The 20,543-nt window shown below is 59.5% G+C and carries 18 protein-coding genes; all 18 read right to left on the bottom strand.

Annotated features, from left to right (window positions below; translation table 11 throughout):
* Nucleotides 1–87: 87 nt before the first annotated feature.
* On the bottom strand, nt 88–507 hold the full coding sequence (locus ACUTJJ_RS12315; protein ID WP_063949808.1) for a helix-turn-helix domain-containing protein: 420 nt from the start codon (nt 505–507) through the stop codon (nt 88–90).
* 134 nt (nt 508–641) lie between these two features.
* A complete protein-coding gene (gene lnt / locus ACUTJJ_RS12310) occupies nt 642–2,231 on the bottom strand; it encodes an apolipoprotein N-acyltransferase (RefSeq protein ID WP_445542354.1) in 1,590 nt (529 codons plus the stop codon).
* A 201-nt stretch (nt 2,232–2,432) separates the two neighbouring features.
* A complete protein-coding gene (locus ACUTJJ_RS12305) occupies nt 2,433–3,572 on the bottom strand; it encodes a hemolysin family protein (RefSeq protein WP_445542353.1) in 1,140 nt (379 codons plus the stop codon).
* Between the two features lie 15 nt (nt 3,573–3,587).
* The gene (gene ybeY, locus ACUTJJ_RS12300; RefSeq protein ID WP_144576060.1) at nt 3,588–4,094 is read right to left on the bottom strand and encodes an rRNA maturation RNase YbeY; all 507 of its coding nucleotides are present in this window, start codon (nt 4,092–4,094) and stop codon (nt 3,588–3,590) included.
* Nucleotides 4,095–4,104: 10 nt separating this feature from the next.
* A complete protein-coding gene (locus tag ACUTJJ_RS12295) occupies nt 4,105–5,160 on the bottom strand; it encodes a PhoH family protein (protein WP_063949548.1) in 1,056 nt (351 codons plus the stop codon).
* 40 nt (nt 5,161–5,200) lie between these two features.
* Nucleotides 5,201–6,604, bottom strand: a complete 1,404-nt coding sequence (gene miaB / locus ACUTJJ_RS12290) for a tRNA (N6-isopentenyl adenosine(37)-C2)-methylthiotransferase MiaB (RefSeq protein WP_445542352.1) — start codon at nt 6,602–6,604, stop codon at nt 5,201–5,203.
* A 66-nt stretch (nt 6,605–6,670) separates the two neighbouring features.
* Nucleotides 6,671–7,465: a lysophospholipid acyltransferase family protein gene (locus ACUTJJ_RS12285; protein WP_445542351.1), complete on the bottom strand. Its 795-nt coding sequence runs from the start codon at nt 7,463–7,465 to the stop codon at nt 6,671–6,673.
* A 30-nt stretch (nt 7,466–7,495) separates the two neighbouring features.
* Complete coding sequence (locus ACUTJJ_RS12280) at nt 7,496–7,924, bottom strand: Fur family transcriptional regulator (RefSeq protein ID WP_063949545.1); 429 nt, start codon at nt 7,922–7,924, stop codon at nt 7,496–7,498.
* A gap of 64 nt (nt 7,925–7,988) precedes the next feature.
* On the bottom strand, nt 7,989–8,483 hold the full coding sequence (locus tag ACUTJJ_RS12275) for a GNAT family N-acetyltransferase (RefSeq protein ID WP_209085771.1): 495 nt from the start codon (nt 8,481–8,483) through the stop codon (nt 7,989–7,991).
* A 43-nt stretch (nt 8,484–8,526) separates the two neighbouring features.
* Nucleotides 8,527–9,195, bottom strand: a complete 669-nt coding sequence (gene tsaB, locus ACUTJJ_RS12270; protein ID WP_445542350.1) for a tRNA (adenosine(37)-N6)-threonylcarbamoyltransferase complex dimerization subunit type 1 TsaB — start codon at nt 9,193–9,195, stop codon at nt 8,527–8,529.
* 21 nt (nt 9,196–9,216) lie between these two features.
* Complete coding sequence (locus tag ACUTJJ_RS12265; RefSeq protein ID WP_063949542.1) at nt 9,217–9,780, bottom strand: NifU family protein; 564 nt, start codon at nt 9,778–9,780, stop codon at nt 9,217–9,219.
* A gap of 142 nt (nt 9,781–9,922) precedes the next feature.
* Nucleotides 9,923–10,414 carry a universal stress protein gene (locus ACUTJJ_RS12260; RefSeq protein WP_063949541.1) on the bottom strand — a complete coding sequence of 164 codons (492 nt, stop codon included), beginning with the start codon at nt 10,412–10,414 and terminating at the stop codon, nt 9,923–9,925.
* A 114-nt stretch (nt 10,415–10,528) separates the two neighbouring features.
* Complete coding sequence (gene trpS / locus ACUTJJ_RS12255; protein ID WP_445542349.1) at nt 10,529–11,593, bottom strand: tryptophan--tRNA ligase; 1,065 nt, start codon at nt 11,591–11,593, stop codon at nt 10,529–10,531.
* 99 nt (nt 11,594–11,692) lie between these two features.
* Complete coding sequence (locus tag ACUTJJ_RS12250) at nt 11,693–12,100, bottom strand: VOC family protein (protein ID WP_445542348.1); 408 nt, start codon at nt 12,098–12,100, stop codon at nt 11,693–11,695.
* Nucleotides 12,100–13,689 (bottom strand): murein biosynthesis integral membrane protein MurJ, encoded by a 1,590-nt coding sequence (gene murJ, locus ACUTJJ_RS12245; RefSeq protein ID WP_445542347.1) that lies wholly within the window; start codon nt 13,687–13,689, stop codon nt 12,100–12,102. The genes ACUTJJ_RS12250 and murJ overlap by 1 nt, the downstream gene beginning before the upstream one ends.
* A 7-nt stretch (nt 13,690–13,696) precedes the next feature.
* Nucleotides 13,697–16,525, bottom strand: a complete 2,829-nt coding sequence (locus tag ACUTJJ_RS12240; RefSeq protein ID WP_063949537.1) for a [protein-PII] uridylyltransferase — start codon at nt 16,523–16,525, stop codon at nt 13,697–13,699.
* Nucleotides 16,526–16,621: 96 nt separating this feature from the next.
* Nucleotides 16,622–19,273, bottom strand: a complete 2,652-nt coding sequence (gene mutS, locus ACUTJJ_RS12235) for a DNA mismatch repair protein MutS (RefSeq protein WP_445542367.1) — start codon at nt 19,271–19,273, stop codon at nt 16,622–16,624.
* Between the two features lie 190 nt (nt 19,274–19,463).
* Nucleotides 19,464–20,345 (bottom strand): GNAT family N-acetyltransferase, encoded by an 882-nt coding sequence (locus ACUTJJ_RS12230; RefSeq protein ID WP_063949535.1) that lies wholly within the window; start codon nt 20,343–20,345, stop codon nt 19,464–19,466.
* Nucleotides 20,346–20,543: the final 198 nt, after the last annotated feature.

Raw genomic sequence — 20,543 nt, 5'->3', positions numbered from 1 at the left:
CTTTCTAATTCGACACAAAAAAACGGTCCTCGCGGACCGTTGAGTGCCCGGCATCCCGTGCCGGAAATATTATGGCGAAAGCGCAGATTACTCCGCGTCACCCTCGGCGGCGAGCGCCTTGACAAGATCGACAAGGCGGCGACGAACCTTTGGATCGGCGATCTTCACGAAAGCCCGGTTCAGTTGCAGACCTTCGGCAGACGACAGGAAGTCTACCACGTAGTTGGAGCTGGACGCTTCCGCCATTCCGGGCGTTCCGCCAGGCTGATCGCCGGGTGCATCTTCGAAGAAAAAGGAAACGGGTACGTTCAGGATTGCCGAAATATTCTGCAGGCGGCTGGCGCCAACACGGTTCGTGCCCTTTTCGTATTTCTGGATTTGCTGAAAGGTAATTCCAAGACTCTCACCGAGCTTTTCCTGGCTCATGCCGAGCATGGTCCGGCGAAGGCGAATTCGGCTGCCGACATGAATGTCGATGGGGTTAGGCTTTTTCTTATTTTCGGTCATCATGCGGTCCTGACACTCGGAAAGGGTTGATATAGTGCTTCACTAATATTCTAAGAAATAAGCCGGTATTGGGACAACGGCCAAACTTGTTTTACGACTGACCTATTCACTATGCAATTGTGGGGGGTGCGCGGTCAATTCCGGCCGCGCGCAAAACTCCACGCACCGCCCGCCGCAACAATGATCATCAAAGAAAAAATCAACCAGAAATACGTCCGATGTGTGTCGTAACCGATAGCATCACGAGACCCACCACTCAAGGTGGCGTCAATAGTGCCGACTTGACCATAGTCAAGACCAGCAACGATGCGGCCATAGGGGTCAATGACGGCCGAGATGCCGGTATTGGCACCGCGAATCACCGGTACGCCCGTTTCAACAGCCCGTATGCGTGCCTGTAGAAAATGTTGATAGGGCCCAGGCGTATCGCCAAACCAGCCATCATTGGTCACATTCAGGATAGCTGTTGCCCCTTGAAGCTCGGCTGTCATCTCGCCGGGAAAAATGATCTCGTAGCAGATCAGCGGGTAGAACCTCTTGCCAGATGGCAGGGTCAGCGACGTGCGGGATGACGCAGCGGAAAAGCCACCCGGCAGGGCAATGACGTTATCGATGCCGAATTCGCGCAGCACATTCTCAAAGGGAACATATTCACCAAAGGGGGTCAGATGCACCTTGTCGGCCGCTCCGATGATCTCCCCCTGACTATCGATCGCATAGACCGAATTGTAATAGCGCGGCGGTCGCCCGGCGCCCTGATCCTCCATTCGGACGGCGCCGGTAAACAGCACTTGGCCATCATCAAGCGTTTTGGCGATTTCCGTCAGCGCGTCTGGATTCTGCGTCAAGATGAACGGGACAGAGGTTTCCGGCCAGACGATGATGTCGGGGCGCTTCTTGCCGTCTCCCGGTGGCAGCGCGGATAGTCGCAGGTGCTCTGCGAAAATTTCCGCGCGGTCACCATTCAGCATCTTGCGCGATTGATCGATGGACGGCTGGACAATGCGGACGGTCAGCGCATCCGCCGGCGTCTCGGCCGGTGTCTGTAGGCGGTAAAGGCCGTAACCAACATGACCCGCCAATAAGAGGCCAGCAATTGCGAGACCCGGCGCCATGCCTTTTTTCGTCGCAATCAACGCCGGCGAGGCAAAAATGAAGACGGCAAGCGTCGTTATGCTGAAAAGCCCCAGCAAGTGCACAGATTGCATCATGACAGGAATAGGCATGATGCCGTAGCCGATGGCGTTCCAGGGAAAGCCGGTCGCCAGAAAACTACGCAACCATTCCGTCAGACCAAAGGCAGCCGCCAGCGCCGCAATGCGGCCCAAGCCATCGGACCAGAGGAGATTGGCAGCCGCAACCGCAAAACCGTAAAACAGCGCCAGAAATGCCGGCAGGCCGAGGATGGCAAGCGGCAGAGCCCAGGCGAATTCATCTGCTTCGAGAAGCAGCGCATTGCCCAGCCACCACAGCCCGGCCACGAAATAACCAAGGCCGAAGCACCAGCCTATACAGAAGGCCGGCAGGGCGCGATTGAAGAGGCCACCACCAGGCTTTGCGGTGCAACCATCGATAAGCCAGACAAGCAGTGTGAAAGACAGGAACAGTGCGGCAAAAAAACCGAATGGTGGTAGGGCGAGCGCCCCGATCGCGCCGGCGGCGATCGCGATCAACGCGCGGCTCATGCCGCTGGCCAGCATTAACCTGCCTGCAAGACGCTCCATGCCAACTCCGTTAATGCCAATTCGGCAGCGCCCGCTCGCGGCAAGGCTGCTGCGCCCGCGAAAATTCCCCTGGAATCGACGTAAAGGAAAAAAGATTCGCAGTCCACACAAGGGATGACGCCAGCCACTTTCTCAGGCCTTTCGCGCATCACCCCACCGATGTCGAACAATCGGAAGGTGACGGGATATCCCGTCGCCCCATTATTCCGCGTTCTGTTGATGTGTGATCAGACGCACATCAGGAGCCGGCAGCGCAATGACGGCGCCTGCATCTTCCGGAGCTCGATCATCCTCACCCTCGGACCCGTGATTGCGGACGATACGGACGCCCTTGATGCGCCGGCTGTCTGCGTCGAGGATCTGGAACTCGAAGCCCGGGACGGCCCTGACGACCTCACCCTTGGTCGGGATACGGCCAAGCGCGAAGAAGATGAGCCCGCCCAGTGTATCGATTTCTTCCAGATGTTCCCGCACGTCGAAATCCGGGCCGATGGCATCGGCAAGTTCGGTAAGCTCCGCGCGGGCATCGGCAACAAGCACATCGGCGGAAAGGCGCGAAAACATCGCCTCATCCTTGTCGTGCTCGTCATCGATGTCACCGATGACCATCTCAACGATGTCTTCGTGGCTGACGAGACCGTCGGTGCCACCATACTCATCGATGACGAGAGCGAGCTGCGTTCTCTGCGCCTGCATGGTTTTCAGGAGATCAGAGGCAAGCATGGACGGCGGTGCGAAGAGGATCTTGCGCACGAGACCCGCATCGGCAACCGTTTTTTCGAGATCAACCCGCGCCAGATCGAAATTGGGACGCGGCGAACGGGGCGACTTCACTTCTGTGTAGGTGACGCTGCGCGATCCGGCCCGACGCTTGTTGCGTGCCTGCTTGGCGACGTAGGCCAGGAGGTCGCGGATATGGATCATGCCCTTGGGGTCATCCAGCGTCTCGTCATAGACGGGCATGCGGGAGCGCCCGGTTTCCTCGAAGAGGATCAGCGCATCGCCGATCGTCATGTTCTGGTCCAGACCGTCGATATCTACCCGAGGGATCATGATATCTTCAACGCGGACTTCCCGGAAACGGAGGATATTGTGCAGCATCGCCCGTTCTTCGGGCGTGAAGGCCGCACCGATTTCGGTGTCGTCCATCAGTGCGTCGGTCAAATCCTCGCGCAGGCGTTCGCCCTGGGATGGTTTCAGCAACCGCGCGATGCGTGACCAGATGGTCGATCTCGGTTTGGCATTGTAGTCCTGACGTAAGTGACTACTGCCCTCCTCCGAAGAGGACTGCTCGCCGTTTTCTCTGCCCTCATTGGCAGGTCGTGCAGAATGTTCGTTCATGGCTCCAGACAATATTTAAAGCGGTTCTTGACCCGCGTAGGGATCAGATAGGCCAAGCACCGCCAAAATGCGAGTCTCAAGCGACTCCATTTCTTCCGCTTCTTCCTCGTCCATGTGGTCATAACCGAACAAATGCAGGAACCCATGAACGAGCAGATGGGTCAGATGATCCTCGAAACTCTTGTCAAGTTCAAGAGCCTCGCGCTCAACCGTCTCACGTGCGATGACGATATCGCCCAGCATCGGGCCCGGCATTCCGCCCGGTTCCAGCGGAAAAGCAGGGAAAGACAAGACGTTGGTCGCCTTGTCCTTGTCACGCCATTCGGCGTTGATTTCCCGGATATTTTCATCGTCGGTGAAGACCAGCGAGAGTTCGACGGGCATTTTCGGAAAGGGTTGATCCTCTTCTCGCTTCAGAAAATCGACCGCCGCATCCAGCACCTTTGACGCAAAGGCAGACAGGTCCTCTTCCGAGGACCAGCCTTCGGCCTCGACGCTGATTTGAATATCCAGAGCTGTCATTGTCTTTTCGTCAGTCGCCCTTCAGCAGGCTCTCATCCGGGACGGCCGTATGGGATTCATAGGCCCGGACAATGCGCGCCACCATCGGGTGACGGACAACATCCACATCCTTGAACCGCACAACGGACACGCCTTCCACCTCCGTCAGGATCTGCAGGGCTTCCACGAGGCCGGACTTCACGCCGCGCGGCAAGTCCACCTGGCTTGGGTCACCGGTCACAATCATGCGGCCGTTTTCGCCAAGGCGTGTCAGGAACATTTTCATCTGCATCGTTGTCGTGTTCTGGGCTTCGTCCAGAATGACCGCGGCGTTGGCGAGTGTGCGACCACGCATGAAGGCGAGCGGCGCAATTTCGATGACACCCGCCTGGATGGCGCGCTCCACCTTGTCACCCGGCATCATGTCATACAGCGCGTCGTAAAGCGGGCGGAGATACGGATCGACCTTTTCCTTCATGTCGCCGGGCAGGAAGCCCAGACGCTCGCCCGCTTCGACGGCCGGACGCGAAAGGATGATGCGATCGACCGCGCCGCGCTCCAGAAGCTGCGCCGCGTGCGCCACAGCCAGATAGGTCTTGCCCGTGCCAGCGGGGCCAACACCAAATACGAGTTCTGATTGTTCCAACGCTCGCATATAGACGTCCTGCGTGGGCGTCCGTGCCGAAATGGTCTTCTTACGCGTTGAAATCTGCGCCATGGAAATTTTCGCCTTGCGCTCCATGGTCGGCAGCGTCAGCTGGTCGTCAGCTGCGACGGCCATGCGGATTGCCCCCTCCACGTCAGAAAGCTCGACGGCGCCACCTTTAAGCAAACGCTCATAAAGGAAATCAAGCGCGCGACGGGCCTGGTTGGTGGAAACCACATCGCCGGTGATGGCGACGGAGTTGCCGCGGGGGCGGGCGTCAATATTGAGGCGCTGCTCCAGGAGCTTCAGGTTCTGATCGAACTGACCGAATAGCTCTCCCGCTATCCTGTTATTCTCGAACGTGAGGACGAAGTGATTGGCGTCGGTCGCGGCTGGGCGTGGCTGGCGCGATGAATTTGATACCAATTCGTGTGCGTTCAAGCGGTCAGGCTCCTGTCCCAATCAGTGTCGGCTCCCCACTCTAACTCCCTGCCACCTCGGCAAACAAGCTGTTTGGACCCGTTGCGGTGATTCGTACATTAACAATGTCACCGATTTTCAAAGTCTTTGCATCAAGATTCACGGATTGCAGCCACGGAGAGCGACCTATCAACTGTTCAGGCATGCGACCGGGCTTTTCCAGCAGCACATCCATCGTTTTTCCGACGAGCGACTCCGCAAATTCCTTCTGCTGCCGCAGCAACAGAGCCTGCAATCTTTCCAACCGCTCGGCCTTGACGTCCTCATCGACCTGATCGCTCAGATCGGCGCCCGGCGTGCCGGGGCGGGTCGAATATTTGAACGAGAAGGCCTGCGCGTATTTGACCGTTTCGACCATCGCCATCGTGTCTTCGAAATCGCGAGCGGTCTCACCGGGGAAACCCACAATAAAGTCCCCGGACATGGCGATATCAGGGCGGGCGGAGCGAATCTTGTCGATCAGCCTGATATATTCCTCACCGGTGTGACGGCGGTTCATCGCCTTCAGGATGCGGTCAGAGCCCGACTGTACCGGCAGGTGCAGATAGGGCATGAGAATGCGCAGATCGCGATGCGCGCCGATCAGGCGATCATCCATGTCACGCGGGTGACTGGTGGTGTAACGAAGCCGCGCGAGCCCGGGAATCTCCGCCAGACGGTAAAGCAGTTCGGCAAGGCCCCATTTTTCGCCCTTCGCGCCTTCGCCCTGCCAGGCGTTGACGTTCTGGCCGAGCAGCGTGATCTCACGCACGCCGGCATCGACAAGCTTCATCGCCTCATCGACGATCTGGCGCACGGGACGGGAAACCTCCGAACCGCGGGTGTACGGCACGACACAGAAAGTGCAGAATTTGTCGCAGCCTTCCTGCACCGTCAGGAACGCGGTGACGCCGCGTGTGCGCAATGTCGCTTTCTCAGCAACTGGCAGGTGCTCGAACTTATCCTCGACCGCATACTCCGTCTCGATGACACGCTCGCCACCGCGCACGCGCTTCAAAGCGTCCGGCAGGCGGTGATAGGTCTGCGGTCCGATGACGACGTCGACGGCGGGGGCACGGCGCAGGATTTCCTCGCCTTCCGCCTGCGCCACACAGCCGGCAACACCGATCATGAATTCGCGGCCCTGCTCTTCGCGCGACTTTTTCATATCTCGCAGACGGCCGAGCGCGGAGTAAACCTTCTCTGCTGCCTTTTCGCGGATGTGACAGGTGTTCAAGAGAACCAGATCCGCCTCGCCCATATCCTCCGTCTGAACGTACCCATCCTTCGCCAACGCATCGCTCATGCGGACGGAATCGTAGACGTTCATCTGGCAGCCATAGGTCTTGATGAAAACCTTGCGGCTGTTTGCGCCTTCACTGGCGTTTACGGGTAGGGCTTCGAGGCCAAGCGTTTCCTGGGTCATGGCGGCTATCTAGTGTTTTTCCCGGCCAGATTAAACAGAAAAATGCCGGAAAGGCGAACACATCTGCTAATCGCGCCAGCCGCCGCGCAGGCTGAATGCCAGCATGGAGCGGATTGTAGCCGTGATATCGGTTGTGAGGCGCTTGCGGTTATCCGTGTTGTGAAAGGGGATACTGTCGCCGAATGTCACGTCGACATCGATGTTGCCCGCCTTGATGATACCGAGCAGATGCGGCACGAGCGTGATGCTGCCCGGCCAGGCGGCAATGACGCGGTGGTAGCGTCCCATGGACATGCCCTGCACCCGGGTATAGGCAATCGCCACGGGCTGGACGTATACCAGCTTTCCGGGAACCTGATCGGCTGCGGTGGAAGCTGCGCCGAACAGCGAAGATTTGACGGGGAGCACGCGGTTTCCGTCCGACGTCGTGCCTTCCGGAAACAGGACGACGATTTCCCCGTCCGCCATGCGGCTGGCAATCTCGCTGACCTGGGCGCCGGTGCTGCGCTTCTGCTCCCGCTGAACGAAAATGCTTTTCTGCAACCGAGCGAGCCAGCCGAAGACCGGCCAGTCCCGCACCTCGGTTTTGGCAATGAACACCACGTCGGCGATGCTGCCCAGAACGAGGATATCCTTCCACGAGGCGTGGTTCACTGCCAGCATGAGCGGCTTTGCGCGCTCGACGTCGCCGTGGACATGGACACGAATGCCGAGGACGTGGCAGGCGATGCGGTGCCAGATGCGTGGGATGCGGCGGCGCAGATGCCAGTTGAACGCAAGCCCCAGGAGTTGCAGCGGCAGCAGGACCAGCGTGACGACCAGGAGAACGACCGCAATATAGGCCGTGCGCAACCACATCATAATGAGAACGCCCGCCTGCTCACATGGGCCTCAGCGTTCTTCTGGTTTCAGAGGCACGCCGTAAAGTTCCAGACGGTGATCCACCAGCTTGAAGCCATGCTCGCGGGCGATCTTTTCCTGAAGCGCCTCGATTTCGGGCGAGTGAAATTCGATCACGACGCTGTTCTTGAGGTCGATCAGATGATCATGATGTTCTTCTGGAACCGTCTCGTAACGCGAGCGACCGTCGCGAAAATCGTGCCGCTCGATAATCCCTGCATCTTCGAACAGCTTGACCGTTCGATAGACCGTGGAAATCGAGATGCGCGGATCGACGGCGGAGGAACGGCGATAGAGCTCCTCGACATCGGGATGATCCGCCGATTCCTGAAGAACACGGGCGATGACGCGGCGCTGGTCCGTCATGCGCATGCCGCGCTCGGCGCAGAGCTCCTCCAGCGTTTTCGAAAGGTCTGTCACGTCTTCTGGCCTTTTGAGAATTCCGGTTTGCGGCTTTCGCCGAAAAAATGCCTGTCGCAGGGAACTAGCGAAGATCGCGGCGCATGACAAGCGCCGTCGACTTCGATCCATCCTTGGCCGTATAATAGGCCTTCCGTTCCGCAACCGTCTTGAAGCCCAGCTTCCTGTAAAGTCCGACGGCAGAGGCGTTGTTATTATCCACCTCGAGGAACATGGTTTCGGCGCCACGCATCATCGCCTCGCGGATGGCCGACTGCATCAGCCGCCAGCCAAGACCGGCGCGCGCGAATTTTTCCGACACCGCAACGGTGAGGATTTCCGCCTCGCCGGCCACTTCACGCGCCAATATGAAACCACCCAGCGGCTTGCTGAAAAAAGCGTTAGTCTGGCGGGCGACAGCGCCGAAAACCGAGCCCTGAGTCAGCAGGCCTGAGAACTCTCCATCATTCCAGGGACGCGGGAAGCGCAGGGCATGCAAGTCCGCCACGGCAGCGCAATCCTCGTGCTGCATCGGCACGATCTCGAAATAGGGTTTCCAGCTCAGGTAATCGTCAAACATCGCCAATATCGGGAATCAGAAACATGCACTGACGCATGCCGTATCAGGCAACGTCCCGGCGTGCCAGCGCAAAACCTGTCTGTGGCCGGGCATCCGGTCCACGCAGGTAAAGCGGCGCGGGTTTGGGCTGGCCAGCCGGTTTGCGGGCACCGGCTCGAGCGACAGCGGCAATCGGAAAATGATCCGGGCCCGCGCCGTTTTCCTGCCCTGCAAAGAGCGGTGCGGCCGAGCCGATGACGGCGCCATCGAAACCCGAAAGAGCCGCTTTTGCATCATCGAGAGAAAGCAGGACCGCTTCACGGAGCGGCGATCCATCGGCTGCAAATGTCTGGAGATAGGCCTCGCCACGTTTCGCATCGAGCCCTACCGCCACGGGGTGGCCCGGGTTTTCGAGGAGATGATGCAAAGCGATCGTCTCGAGCGTGGTGACACCAACCGCATCGACGCCAAGCGACAGAGCAAAACCTCGCGCTGCCGCGACACCGACCCGGATGCCCGTAAAGGACCCCGGACCGATGGTCACAGCAATGCGCTCGATTTGCTGCAGCGGCAATTGCGCCTGCTGCAGGGCACCGTCGATGACGGCCATCAACCTTTCGGCATGGCCCTTGCCGATCGTTTCGCACACGTCGCCGAGCACCTTGTCGGAGGCACTGTCATAAACGCAGGCGGAACAATCAACACCTGACGTGTCGAGTGCGAGAACAATCATGGCGGGGCCTGGCTTAGAACGTCATACCGCTTCGACTTCGAGCACTTCCGGCACGAAATGGCGGAGCAGGTTCTGAACGCCGTGCTTCAGCGTGGCGGTGGAGGATGGGCAACCCGAGCAGGCGCCCTTCATGTTCAGGAACACCGTGCCATCACGGAAACCGCGGAAGGTGATGTCGCCGCCATCCTGCGCCACGGCAGGGCGCACGCGAGTTTCCAGCAGTTCCTTGATGGTGGCGACGATGGTTTCGTCACCCTCTTCGAAGAACTCACCTTCCTCGTCCGAAACTTCGGCCGCAATCGCCGTGCCCATGATCGGCCGGCCGGACATGAAATGTTCCATGATCGAGCCGAGAATGGCAGGCTTCAGATGCTGCCACTCGGCATCATCCTTGGTAACGGTGATGAAGTCGAAACCGAAATAGACGCCGGTCACACCCGGAATGGTGAAGAGCCTTTCAGCGAGCGGCGAGGCCTGCGCCTGCGAGGGGTTGAGAAACTCAGCGGTCCCGCTTTCCAGCACCACCTTGCCAGGCAGGAACTTGAGCGTAGCGGGATTCGGCGTCGCTTCCGTCTGAATGAACATTGTCTGTCTCCTTCGAGGTCGCCGTTCACGCCCCGCAATTTAGAATTCTTCCAAAAATACGCCCGGCGACGCTACACTTCAAGCCCTGACATGATAATTACATTCAAGAAATCGCCAACTCTTCAATCCAACCCTTGGAGGGTCAGCAAAGTGCGTCGATTTCCTCATCCGACAAGGTGTCGGGTAGAACGGTGACTGGGATCGGGAAGGCCGCACCACGTCCGGCGATGGAGGAAACCAGCGGTCCCGGCCCTTCTTTCGTTGATCCGGCAGCCAATACGAGAATGGCGATATCGCGATCTTCCTCGATCAACCCGTGAATCTGCTCGGTCGCGCTGCCTTCCCGAATGACGGATTCCGGCTCTATGCCGATCGTTTCGCGTACCTTCTGGGCGATCTTGGCGAGCGTGGCTTCCGCTTCCTCACGCGCTTCGGCCCGCATGATCTGCTCGACACCCAGCCATTGCTGGAAATCGCCTTCCGGGATCATGTAAAGCAGTACCAGACCGCCATTGGAATTCTTGGCGCGACGACCGGCATAATGCACGGCCCTTTCGCATTCCGGTGTGTCATCGATTACAGCGAGAAACTTGCGGCGATGCCCTTCCAGACGCGACAGCCGTGTTGAAACCATTCTGTACTCCCAAAATCCGCCGTGATCCGAAAAACCGCCCGACGGTTCGAGCGGAGATTATATCAAATCACGGCAGGCGCAAACCGCCCGCCGCACTCGCGTGGCAGCGACCTGTCAGCGCAGGAAGCCGATGATATCGCGCACCTCGTTCATCGTCTTTTCCGCGGTGGCACGCGCCCGCTCACCACCTTGGCTGAGGATGGCATCGATATGGGTCGGGTCATCGAGAAGACGACGCATCTCGTTATTGACGGGCGCCAGCACATTGACGGCAAGCTCGACGAGAGCCGGCTTGAATGTTGAGAACTGCTGGCCACCGAACTCGGCAAGGACATCCGCCTTGGTCTTGTCTGACAGGGCTGCATAGATGCCGACGAGGTTTTCGGCCTCCGGACGGCCTTTCAGACCTTCCAGTTCGCTCGGCAGCGCGTCGGGATCGGTCTTTGCCTTCTTGATCTTCTTCGAGATCGCGTCGACGTCATCCATAAGGTTGATGCGCGACAGATCGGAAGGATCGGACTTCGACATCTTTTTGGTGCCGTCCTTCAAGGACATGACGCGCGGTGCCGGCCCGCCGATCAGCGGTTCCACCATTGGGAAATAAGCGTGCACCGGCTCATCGCCAACCGTAATGTCGAGCCCAAGGCCCGTCTTGCGGATATGGTCTCCGAAATCGATATTGAATTTCTGGGCAATGTCGCGGGCAAGCTCCAGATGCTGTTTCTGATCATCGCCGACAGGAACGTGGGTGGCGCGATAGACGAGAATGTCGGCAGCCATCAGGCTCGGATAGGCGAGCAGGCCGAGCGAGACCTGTTCGGTATTCTTGCCGGACTTGTCCTTGAACTGCGTCATGCGCTCCATCCAGCCGATGCGCGCCACGCAGTTGAACACCCATGCCAGTTCCGCATGCTGCGGCACGGCCGACTGGTTAAAGACGATGTGCTTCACCGGATCGATGCCCGAAGCGATGAAGGCGGCCGCGATCGAACGGGTCTGCGCCTTCAGGTCCGAGTGAACGAGCTGGGCGGTGATGGCGTGCATATCAACGACGCAATAGATGCAGTCATTATCTTCCTGCAACGCCACGAATTTGCGGATCGCGCCCAGATAATTGCCGAGATGCAGATTGCCGGTCGGCTGGACGCCCGAGAAAACCAGCGGCTTGAATGCGTTCATTGTCGTCCTCGAAAAGGCTTGTGGAGGTCCCCGCCCCGTGTTTGCAATTGCACGCGCGCTTATGCACCCGCAGCCCCTTGCAATCAAGCGGTTTCAAGGCTATCCACGGCGCGGCTGAAGAAGGTCCCAGCGATTTCCGTAAGGGTCGGCAAAGACCGCGACGTAACCATAAGCCTCATGGTGCGGCTCTTCCAGAAAGCGCACGCCGCGTGCAATCATGGTTTCATGGTCGCGGGCGAAATCGTCGGTATGCAGGAAAAATCCAACACGGCCGCCGGTCTGGTTGCCGATGGAACGTCGCTGCTCTTCGCCATCCGCCTCGGCAAGCAGAAGGGCGCCACCGTCAGCGCCCTGCGGCTTGACCACCAGCCACCTTTTGCCGTCGTCAAGTGGCTCATCGGAGAGGCACTCGAAGCCGAGAACATCGCAATAAAACGCCTTCGCCCGATCGTAGTCATCGACCACGAGGGTAACCATGGCGATGCGGCGGTTTTCAGCAAAGGACATCAGCCAGCCTCCGTTTCGGCAGTCTTTTTACCGCGCTTGCGGACGGCCCGCTTCACCATCCCGATGTCGGCACCTCCAGATAGGAAAGCCAGGACGAAATAAACCAGCATGGCGGCAAAGACGAGGCCCATGATCGTGCCGGCACGCACGAAGATGGACGAGGCGGAAGACAGCTCGAAGGTCAGCCACGTCAGCGCATAATGCACAAATACGGCCATCAGCGCCGCGGCCAAGAGCAGGCGCGGGATACGGGTGAGCAGCGGAATATCCAGATGCCAGTGACCACGCCACAGGAGCATGCCAAACAGCAGCGCGGCGTTGACCCAGCCTGCGGTGATTTCCGCGATCGCGATGCCGGGACCGCCGAGGCGCGGGAAAAGCGTAAGCGCCAGCGAGACATTCACGACAACGGAAATCGCCGCGAAGATCATTGGCGTGCGGGTGTCCTCGCGCGCGAAGAAACCGGGAATGAAGGCCTTGATCAGCACGAAAGCGGGAAGGCCCAAACCGTAGATGCCGAGGATTTGTGAAACGGTGATCGTTGCGGACGGCGCGAAATTGCCGCGCTCGTACAGGAAACGAACGATGGGTTCGGCCATGACGAGAAGTGCCGCGGCAGCGGGCAGGGTCAGGAACAGCACGAACTCGACCGAGCGGTTCTGCAGGCTTCCGGCCTCCACCATATGGCCGCCGCGCAGCGCGCGCGCCAGTTCCGGCAGGAGCACCGTGGCAACAGCGATGCCGACGACACCGAGCGGCAGTTGATAGATGCGGTCCGCATAGGCAAGGGAGGATATGACACCTTCGCCGCCGGACGCGATGTTGGTGTTGATGAGCAGATTGATCTGGGTGATGCCCCCGGTGATTGCTGCCGGCAGGGCAAGGACCAGAAGGCGCTGCACATTCTTCGTCAGCCGTGGTCTGCGGAAACCAATGCGCATGCCGGCATTGCGCACTGCAATCCAGACGATGGCGAGCTGCACGAGACCTGCCGCCATCACGCCCCATGAGAGCGCGTAACCGACTTGAAGCGGATCGTAATTTTTCCACCAGGCCAGCGCCAGCACGCCGATGAGAATGATATTGAGGAAAACCGGTGCGATCGCCGCCGCGAAATAACGGTGCAGCGAGTTCAGCATGCCGCCCATCATCGCCGCGAGCGACATGCAGGCCAGATAGGGAAACATGATCGTCGCAAGGCGGACAGTGTTATCAAACTTCACCGGATCTTCGAGGAAGCCCGGCGCGATGACGGTGCGGACGATGAACGGCATCGACAATTCCATCAAAATTGTCAGGGCCAGGAGCACCGTGAACAGGACGCCGAAGACCTCCTCGGAAAAGCGCCTTGCACCCTCCATGCCATTCGCTTCGATTTCCTTGGCGAAAAGCGGCACGAAGGCAGAGTTGAATGCACCCTCGGCAAAAAGCCGCCGAAAGGTATTGGGAAATCGGAATGCGGCGTTGAAGGCATCGGCTACCGGTCCGGTGCCGACGGCGGCTGCCATCAGCGTTTCGCGCAGAAAGCCGAAAATGCGGCTGCCGAGCGTGGCGGTGCCGACGGTGGCGAACTTGCCGATCAGACTCATGGGACTATCAAGCCTTTGCCGTGCGCGCGGCCGGCAGGGCCGCCACGTCTGGGTGGGCGATGATGCCGTTCGGCATGCGGTCGCGCAATTCGTCTTCCTGCTCGCTCATCACAGCCTTCAGGCGTTGCGCGATGCTGGCCTGCCGGTTGTCCGTCGTCACCTTCTGGCCGAACAGGTCGGTCACGTAGAAGGTGTCGATGACTTTCTCGCCGAAGGTGGTTATGCGGGCGGAGTGAATGTCGAGTGACAGGTCGGCGATGACCGCCGTCATGTCGGCCAGAAGCCCCGGCCGGTCGAGGCACTCGACCTCGATCACGGTGAACTTGTTGGACAGACCATTCGAGATCGTCACCGAAGGCGGAATGGTGAAGGCGCTCTTTTTCTTCCGGCTCTTGGTGCGGGTGGCGATCATTTCCGGCAGGCGCTGCTTGCCGGAGAGAACTTCTTCGATGAGCTTGCCGACATTGTTGCCGCGCCGCGTCTCGTCCTCGTCGATCGGAAATTCGCGGTTGATGAGGATCGTATCGAGCGCCCGCCCATCGGAGGTGGTGAAAATCTGCGCGTCGGCAATGTTGGCGCCAGCCGCGGCGCATGCGCCGGTTATGATCGAAAGCAGGCGCGGGTGGTCGGGCGCCAAAACGGTGATTTCCGTGATGGCGTGGAAGGAATGGGTGCGCACCATGGTCGAGAGCGCCTTCTCCTGCTTGTCGGCCTCGCGGATGAAGCGGGTGTGGCGCACCTGGTCTTCCAGCGCCACAGTCAGCAGGTAGGGCTCGTAATGCAGCTTTGTATATTTGCGCCGCGCCTTCTGGCCCCAGTCGTCAAGGGCATCGTAGAGCGCTTGGCGGGCAATCTGCGCGCGCTCCTTGCGGGAGACTTCCGAGAAGCCGCCTGACAGAAGCAGTTCGGTCTCATAATACAGCGAGCGCAGTAACTGTCCCTTCCAGCCGTTCCACACACCCGGACCGACAGCCCTGATATCGCAGACGGTCAGGATGAGCAGCATCTTCAGCCGCTCCATGGATTGCACCTTGTCGGCGAAATCGGTGATGGTCTTGCGGTCGTGCAGGTCTCGCGTCTGGGCGACCATGGACATCAGAAGATGCTGCTCGATCAGCCAGACAACCGTTTCAGTCTGCTTGCCGGTGAGACGGAAGCGCTGGCAGAGCTTGCGCGCCACACGCGCGCCGGCAATGGAGTGATCTTCCTGCCGGCCCTTGGCGACATCGTGCAGCAGTACCGCCACATAAAGCGCCTCGCGTTCCTCGACGCCGGGCATCAGCTGATTGGCGAGCGGGTGGGCATCGACCGCTGTTCCCTTGTCCACTTCCGACAGCACGCCGACGGAGCGGATCAGATGCTCGTCCACCGTGTAATGATGATACATGTTGAACTGCATCATCGCGACGATCTTGCCAAATTCGGGGATGAATTTGCCGAGCACACCGGCCTCATTCATGCGCCGCAGCGTCAGCGCCGGATCGCGCCGCGAGGTCAGGATCGACAGGAAAAGCCGATTTGCCTCCTCGTTTTCCCGCAGCTCGTCATTGATGAGCGAAAGCGAACGAGTGACGACGCGCAAGGCATCGGGGTGCAGTTCGAGATTGTTGATATCGGCGATATGGAAGAGCCGGATGAGATTGACCGGATCGTTCTTGAACACATCGGGTTTGGCGAGCGCGATGCGGCCCCGGTCTTCCACGAACTCCACGGAACCCGGAATCTTGCGAACGCGGTGGGCGAAGCGGCTGAGCACGCCGGAAAGGCCAGGCACGTCCTTCGCCTGCCTGTCCTCCAGACCGGCGCAGACGATGCGGGTGAGATCACCGACATCTTTTGCGACAAGGAAATAGTGCTTCATGAAGCGCTCGACGGCAGAGAGGCCGGGGCGCGGCTGATAGTTCAGCGCATCGGCAATTTCGCGCTGAATATCGAAGGAAAGGCGTTCTTCCGCCTTGCCGGTGATGAAATGCATCTGGCAACGGACGGCCCAGAGAAAATCATCGGCCTTTTCGAACAGCTTCAGTTCCGACCTTGACAAAACGCCGAGTTTGACGAGATCGGCCGTGTCGCGGACGTGGTAATAATATTTGGCGATCCAGAACAGTGTGTGCAGGTCGCGCAACCCGCCCTTGCCTTCCTTGACGTTGGGCTCCACCAGATAACGCGTATCGCCGGCCTTGCGGTGGCGCTGGTCACGCTCGGCGAGCTTGGCGGCGATGAATTCCGGGCCGGTTCCGGTGACGACCTCCGACTCGAAACGTTTTTCGAGATCGTCAGTCAGGGATTTTTTGCCGCAGATCGCCCGCACTTCCAGAATGGCGGTGCGGATCGTCATGTCGGATTTTGAAAGCCGAATGCACTCATCCACGGTGCGGGTGGCGTGGCCGACCTTGAAGCCGAGATCCCAGAGGAGATAGAGCACGAACTCCACGGCCTTGTGCATGTCAGGCGTGTTCTTCGGAGGAAGCAGGAACAGGAGGTCGATATCCGATCCCGGCGCCAGTGTGCCGCGTCCATAACCGCCAACCGCGGCGACCGCGATCTGCGGCGCATCCTTCGGATAGACATATTGGCAGGCGAGATCATAGAGGGTTTCGATCAGCCGGTCCTGCAGCCAGGAGATGCGTCGGGCGCAATCGATGCCACTGCCATCCGCCTTCAAAAGCTCCCGCACCTTCTCCCGACCTTCCGTGCTGGCCTTGCGGAAGATCGGCAGCAGATCGGACCTGATGTCGGCGATGCGCTTGCCGTCTTCCCTGAAGATGACGTCGCAGTCTCGCTTCAGCGCCGATACATCGAGAATGTCGGAAAAATCCAGGTCCTTGATGGCCATCTATGCCGGTATCCATGTCCTGTGGGAGATCCCACCGCTTGCGTTGGGAGTGTCCTATAAAGAGTTTCAGAGGCTATGGACAGGCACTCTATCCCTTCAAGCCTTGCCAAGTTCTTTCTTTAGCGCATAGAGCGCGTCCAATGCCTCACGCGGGGTCATTTCGTCCGGGTTGAAGCTTTTCAGGGCTTCCTCCACCTTTGATGGTCCTGCCTTGCGCGTTTCCTCGCGGCGAACCGCGATCTGGAACAGCGGCAGATCATCGATCAGCTGGCTTGCCGGGTTCTTGCGATCGGCATCCTCCAGCTTCGTCAGTACCTCGCGGGCCCGCTCCACCACCGATGCCGGTAAGCCCGCAAGCCGCGCCACCTGAATGCCGTAGGAACGATCCGCAGCACCGGGTCCGACTTCGTGCAGGAAGATAACATCGCCTTCCCACTCTTTTACCCGCATCGTGGCATTGGAAAGGCGGCCTAGCTTTTCCGACAGGACGGTGAGCTCATGGAAATGGGTGGCAAAAAGGCCGCGGCAGCGGTTGACCTCATGCAGGTGCTCCACCGACGCCCAGGCGATGGAAAGTCCGTCGAAGGTCGCCGTACCCCGGCCGATCTCGTCCAGGATGACCAGCGAGCGATCCGTCGCCTGATTGAGAATGGCGGCAGTTTCCACCATCTCCACCATGAAGGTCGAGCGGCCACGCGCCAGATCGTCAGACGCGCCGACACGCGAAAACAGCCGGTCAACGACGCCGATATGGGCGGCTTCCGCCGGCACGAAAGAACCGATCTGCGCGAGGATGGCGATCAGAGCATTCTGGCGCAGGAACGTGGATTTACCGCCCATGTTGGGGCCGGTCAGCAGCCAGATCGCACCATTCTTGCCACCATTGACTGCCGATAGATCGCAATTATTTGCAATGAACGGCCCGGCGGACTGCCGCCGCAGCGCCTGTTCTACAACCGGGTGGCGCCCGCCTGTGATCGCAAAGGTCATGGAGGCATCAACAATCGGCCGGCAATAGGCCTGTTCGGTCGCGAGATAAGCAAGGCTTGAGGCGACATCGATGACCGCTAGTGCCAGCGCACCCTCCTTGATCGCCTCCGCCTGCTTTACCACTGCCTCAACCATCCGCTCGAAGGCTTCCAGCTCCATGGTCAGAGCTTCAGCCGCGGCATTGGCGATGCGGCTTTCGAGATCGGCAAGTTCGGTGGTGGTAAAGCGCATGGCTCCGGCCATGGTCTGGCGGTGAATGAAGCGCGCCTTCGCCTCATCGGTCGCCGTCATCACATCGGCATTGCCTGCCGTCACCTCGATGAAATAACCAAGCACGTTGTTGTGCTTGATCTTGAGGGACTTGATCCCGGTTTCCTCGGCATATTGCAGCTGCAACCCCGCGATCACCCGGCGCGACTGATCGCGCAGCGCCCGCACCTCATCGAGTTCGGGATTGGCGCCCTCACGCAGGAAGCCGCCATCGCGCTTCAGAAGCGGCAGATCGTCGGCCAGCATCGAGCCGAGCATGGCTTCCAGTCCGCGCGGCAAGGCTTTCAGATCGGCAAGGGCCGAGGCAAGCTCCTCCGGCAACAGCCCCTGATCAAGAACGGCGGCAATTCTCTCGGCCGACGCCAAACCCTGTCTAATCGCGCCGAGATCGCGTGGGCCGCCGCGCTCCAGCGCAAGACGAGAGAGCGCACGCGGCATATCGGCAACCTGCTTCAGCGCATCGCGCAGGCCGTCGCAGAGAGAGACATCGTCGATGAGATAAGCGACCGCGTCGAGACGGGCATTGATCCTCTCCGGATCGGTCAAGGGTGACATCAGCCGCTCGGCGAGAAGCCGCGCGCCGCCGCCGGTGACCGTTCGGTTCAGCGCATGCAGCAACGAGCCGTCCCTGTCACCCGACAGCGTTTTTACGAGCTCCAAGTTGGCGCGGGTGGCGGGATCGATGAACAGCGTGGAGGCGGCACTTTCCCGCTCAGGTGCGCCAAGTGGCGGGCGCTCGGCAATCTGCGTCTTTTCGACATAGGCAACCGCAGCAGCGGCAGCGGCCATTTCCACGCGTGAAAACGTGCCGAATCCGTCGAGCGTGGAGACGTTGAAATAACGCGCGATGCGCCCTTCCGCTGTCGCGCTATCGAAGAGAATGGCCGGCTGCGGCACCGCCACGCGGCCCAGCATATCGAAAACCGGCCGAAGTTCATCATCGTGGAACAGGCTGTCAGCGACGATCAACTCGCGCGGATCGATGCGCCAGATATCGGCGAGAAGCCGGGTAAGCGTCGTCTCCGCCAGACGGAAAACGCCGGTGGAAATATCGATCCAGGCGAGCGCGAACTGTGCTTCTACACTGCCGCGAATACGCGCCAGCGCCATCAGATAGTTGGATTCCGTCGGCGACAGCAGTTTTTCTTCCGTCAGCGTGCCTGGTGTGACGAGCCGCACCACATCGCGCTTGACCACGGATTTCGAGCCGCGCTTCTTGGCTTCTGCCGGATCCTCGACCTGTTCGCAGACCGCCACGCGATAACCGCGCATGATAAGCTTCTGGAGATAGTCATCCGCCGCGTGAACGGGAACGCCACACATGGGAATATCGTGACCCATATGCTGGCCGCGTTTCGTCAGGGTGATACCGAGAGCGCGGGAGGCTTCCACCGCATCGTCAAAAAACAATTCGTAAAAATCGCCCATGCGGTAGAACAGCAGCGAACCGGGATTGTTCGCCTTGATCTCGATATATTGCTCCATCATCGGAGTGGCCGTCGCGCGGCTTTCTTCCGAGATCAGGGAAGCGGTTGTCAGAACGTCCGTCAATGGCCTGCCGATGTCATATCGTGTTGCGGAAAATGAGCGCCGACACTAGCGGGAATGGCCGCCCCAAGACAACAGACGCGGATGCGCTGCCCACAGGAACATCCTGATGGCGCAGATCAAAAACCGATCAACCGTTGATGCGTTCGGCCTCGCCGCCATAATAGCTGATGTAACGGCCGGCGATGGATGATACCGGCAGAACCACCAGGACATCGGTCGTGTTGAAAGCATGATCAACGACCGCGCCAGCGCCAAACATGGCCCCGAGACGCATGTAACCCTTGATCAGCGGCGGCATGGCATTCAGCGCCTTGCGGGCGTTGAGCGCCTCTGCCGGGACGAGGTCCATTTCGTGGTAGAGTTCGGGGAGCGCGACCGCTTCCCACTCTCCCTTTGCCAGGCAATTATGGTGCAGGAAGGACAAGGCGAGCGCGTGCGCTTCCGGCTGCACGCCGGGGAATGAGGCGCAGCCGATCATCGCGTCCATGCGGTGTTTGACCGCGTAAGACCAGTTGCCCTGCCACAGAAGCTCGACGGTGCGTTTGGTGCGATATTCCGGCAGCACGCAGGAGCGGCCAAGTTCCATGAAGCGCTTGCCGGGATGACGTGCGACGAGGCCAGCGATGTCGAATTCGCTGGCTGAATAAAAGCCGTTATTTGCCATCGCGATATCCTGCCGCAGCAGGCGATAGGTACCGACGATCTGGTCCTCGCTGTCGCCTTCGATCGACTTGTCGAGAACAAGCAGATGATCGCAAACGCTGTCCCAGGCGTCGAAGTCGCGCTGGCGCCGCATCGCTTCTGCGGGAAGGCGCGCCTTCATCTCGTCCACAAAGACCCGGTAACGCACGGATTGCGCGGCATCGATCTCTCGCTCGTTTCTTGCCAGCCGTGTTTCCAGCTTGCCGATACGCCCGAAAAGACCCTCATTGTCCTGAGCTATGTCCGGACGAGCAGGAATGACGACATTGTTCTCGCAAATGTCATGATTGAGGATTTCGGCAACCATGGGGAATCGCTCCGCCACCAAAGAATTTTCCTGTCATAAATCACTATTTGACGACAGAATAGTGACAAAATGCGACCAGCGCGAGTCCGCCGTTTCATATTAGCGACGGACGTTTTGCCTTCAGTAGCCGGTGAATTTCCTCAACCAGCCCGCCTGGATCGGCAGGCTTGGCAAGCACGGCGCCGGCGCCGGCTGTCA

The organism is Agrobacterium sp. DKPNP3 (assembly GCF_052686535.1).
Note: the sequence above shows the minus strand (reverse complement) of the source record. Positions and strands in the feature narration are given on the sequence as shown.

Excerpts from the sequence above, each read along its gene's own strand:
- murJ (WP_445542347.1), bottom strand. The coding sequence starts at position 13,689 with ATGAGTCTGATCGGCAAGTTCGCCACCGTCGGCACCGCCACGCTCGGC.
- ACUTJJ_RS12260 (WP_063949541.1), bottom strand. The coding sequence starts at position 10,414 with ATGGTTTCAACACGGCTGTCGCGTCTGGAAGGGCATCGCCGCAAGTTT.
- ACUTJJ_RS12275 (WP_209085771.1), bottom strand. The coding sequence starts at position 8,483 with ATGTTTGACGATTACCTGAGCTGGAAACCCTATTTCGAGATCGTGCCG.
- ACUTJJ_RS12305 (WP_445542353.1), bottom strand. The coding sequence starts at position 3,572 with ATGAACGAACATTCTGCACGACCTGCCAATGAGGGCAGAGAAAACGGC.
- ACUTJJ_RS12230 (WP_063949535.1), bottom strand. The coding sequence starts at position 20,345 with ATGGTTGCCGAAATCCTCAATCATGACATTTGCGAGAACAATGTCGTC.
- mutS (WP_445542367.1), bottom strand. The coding sequence starts at position 19,273 with ATGATGGAGCAATATATCGAGATCAAGGCGAACAATCCCGGTTCGCTG.
- ACUTJJ_RS12285 (WP_445542351.1), bottom strand. The coding sequence starts at position 7,465 with ATGATGTGGTTGCGCACGGCCTATATTGCGGTCGTTCTCCTGGTCGTC.
- trpS (WP_445542349.1), bottom strand. The coding sequence starts at position 11,593 with ATGAACGCATTCAAGCCGCTGGTTTTCTCGGGCGTCCAGCCGACCGGC.
- ACUTJJ_RS12240 (WP_063949537.1), bottom strand. The coding sequence starts at position 16,525 with ATGGCCATCAAGGACCTGGATTTTTCCGACATTCTCGATGTATCGGCG.
- ACUTJJ_RS12250 (WP_445542348.1), bottom strand. The coding sequence starts at position 12,100 with ATGTCCTTTGCTGAAAACCGCCGCATCGCCATGGTTACCCTCGTGGTC.
- ybeY (WP_144576060.1), bottom strand. The coding sequence starts at position 4,094 with ATGACAGCTCTGGATATTCAAATCAGCGTCGAGGCCGAAGGCTGGTCC.
- ACUTJJ_RS12265 (WP_063949542.1), bottom strand. The coding sequence starts at position 9,780 with ATGTTCATTCAGACGGAAGCGACGCCGAATCCCGCTACGCTCAAGTTC.
- lnt (WP_445542354.1), bottom strand. The coding sequence starts at position 2,231 with ATGGAGCGTCTTGCAGGCAGGTTAATGCTGGCCAGCGGCATGAGCCGC.
- miaB (WP_445542352.1), bottom strand. The coding sequence starts at position 6,604 with ATGACCCAGGAAACGCTTGGCCTCGAAGCCCTACCCGTAAACGCCAGT.
- ACUTJJ_RS12315 (WP_063949808.1), bottom strand. The coding sequence starts at position 507 with ATGACCGAAAATAAGAAAAAGCCTAACCCCATCGACATTCATGTCGGC.
- tsaB (WP_445542350.1), bottom strand. The coding sequence starts at position 9,195 with ATGATTGTTCTCGCACTCGACACGTCAGGTGTTGATTGTTCCGCCTGC.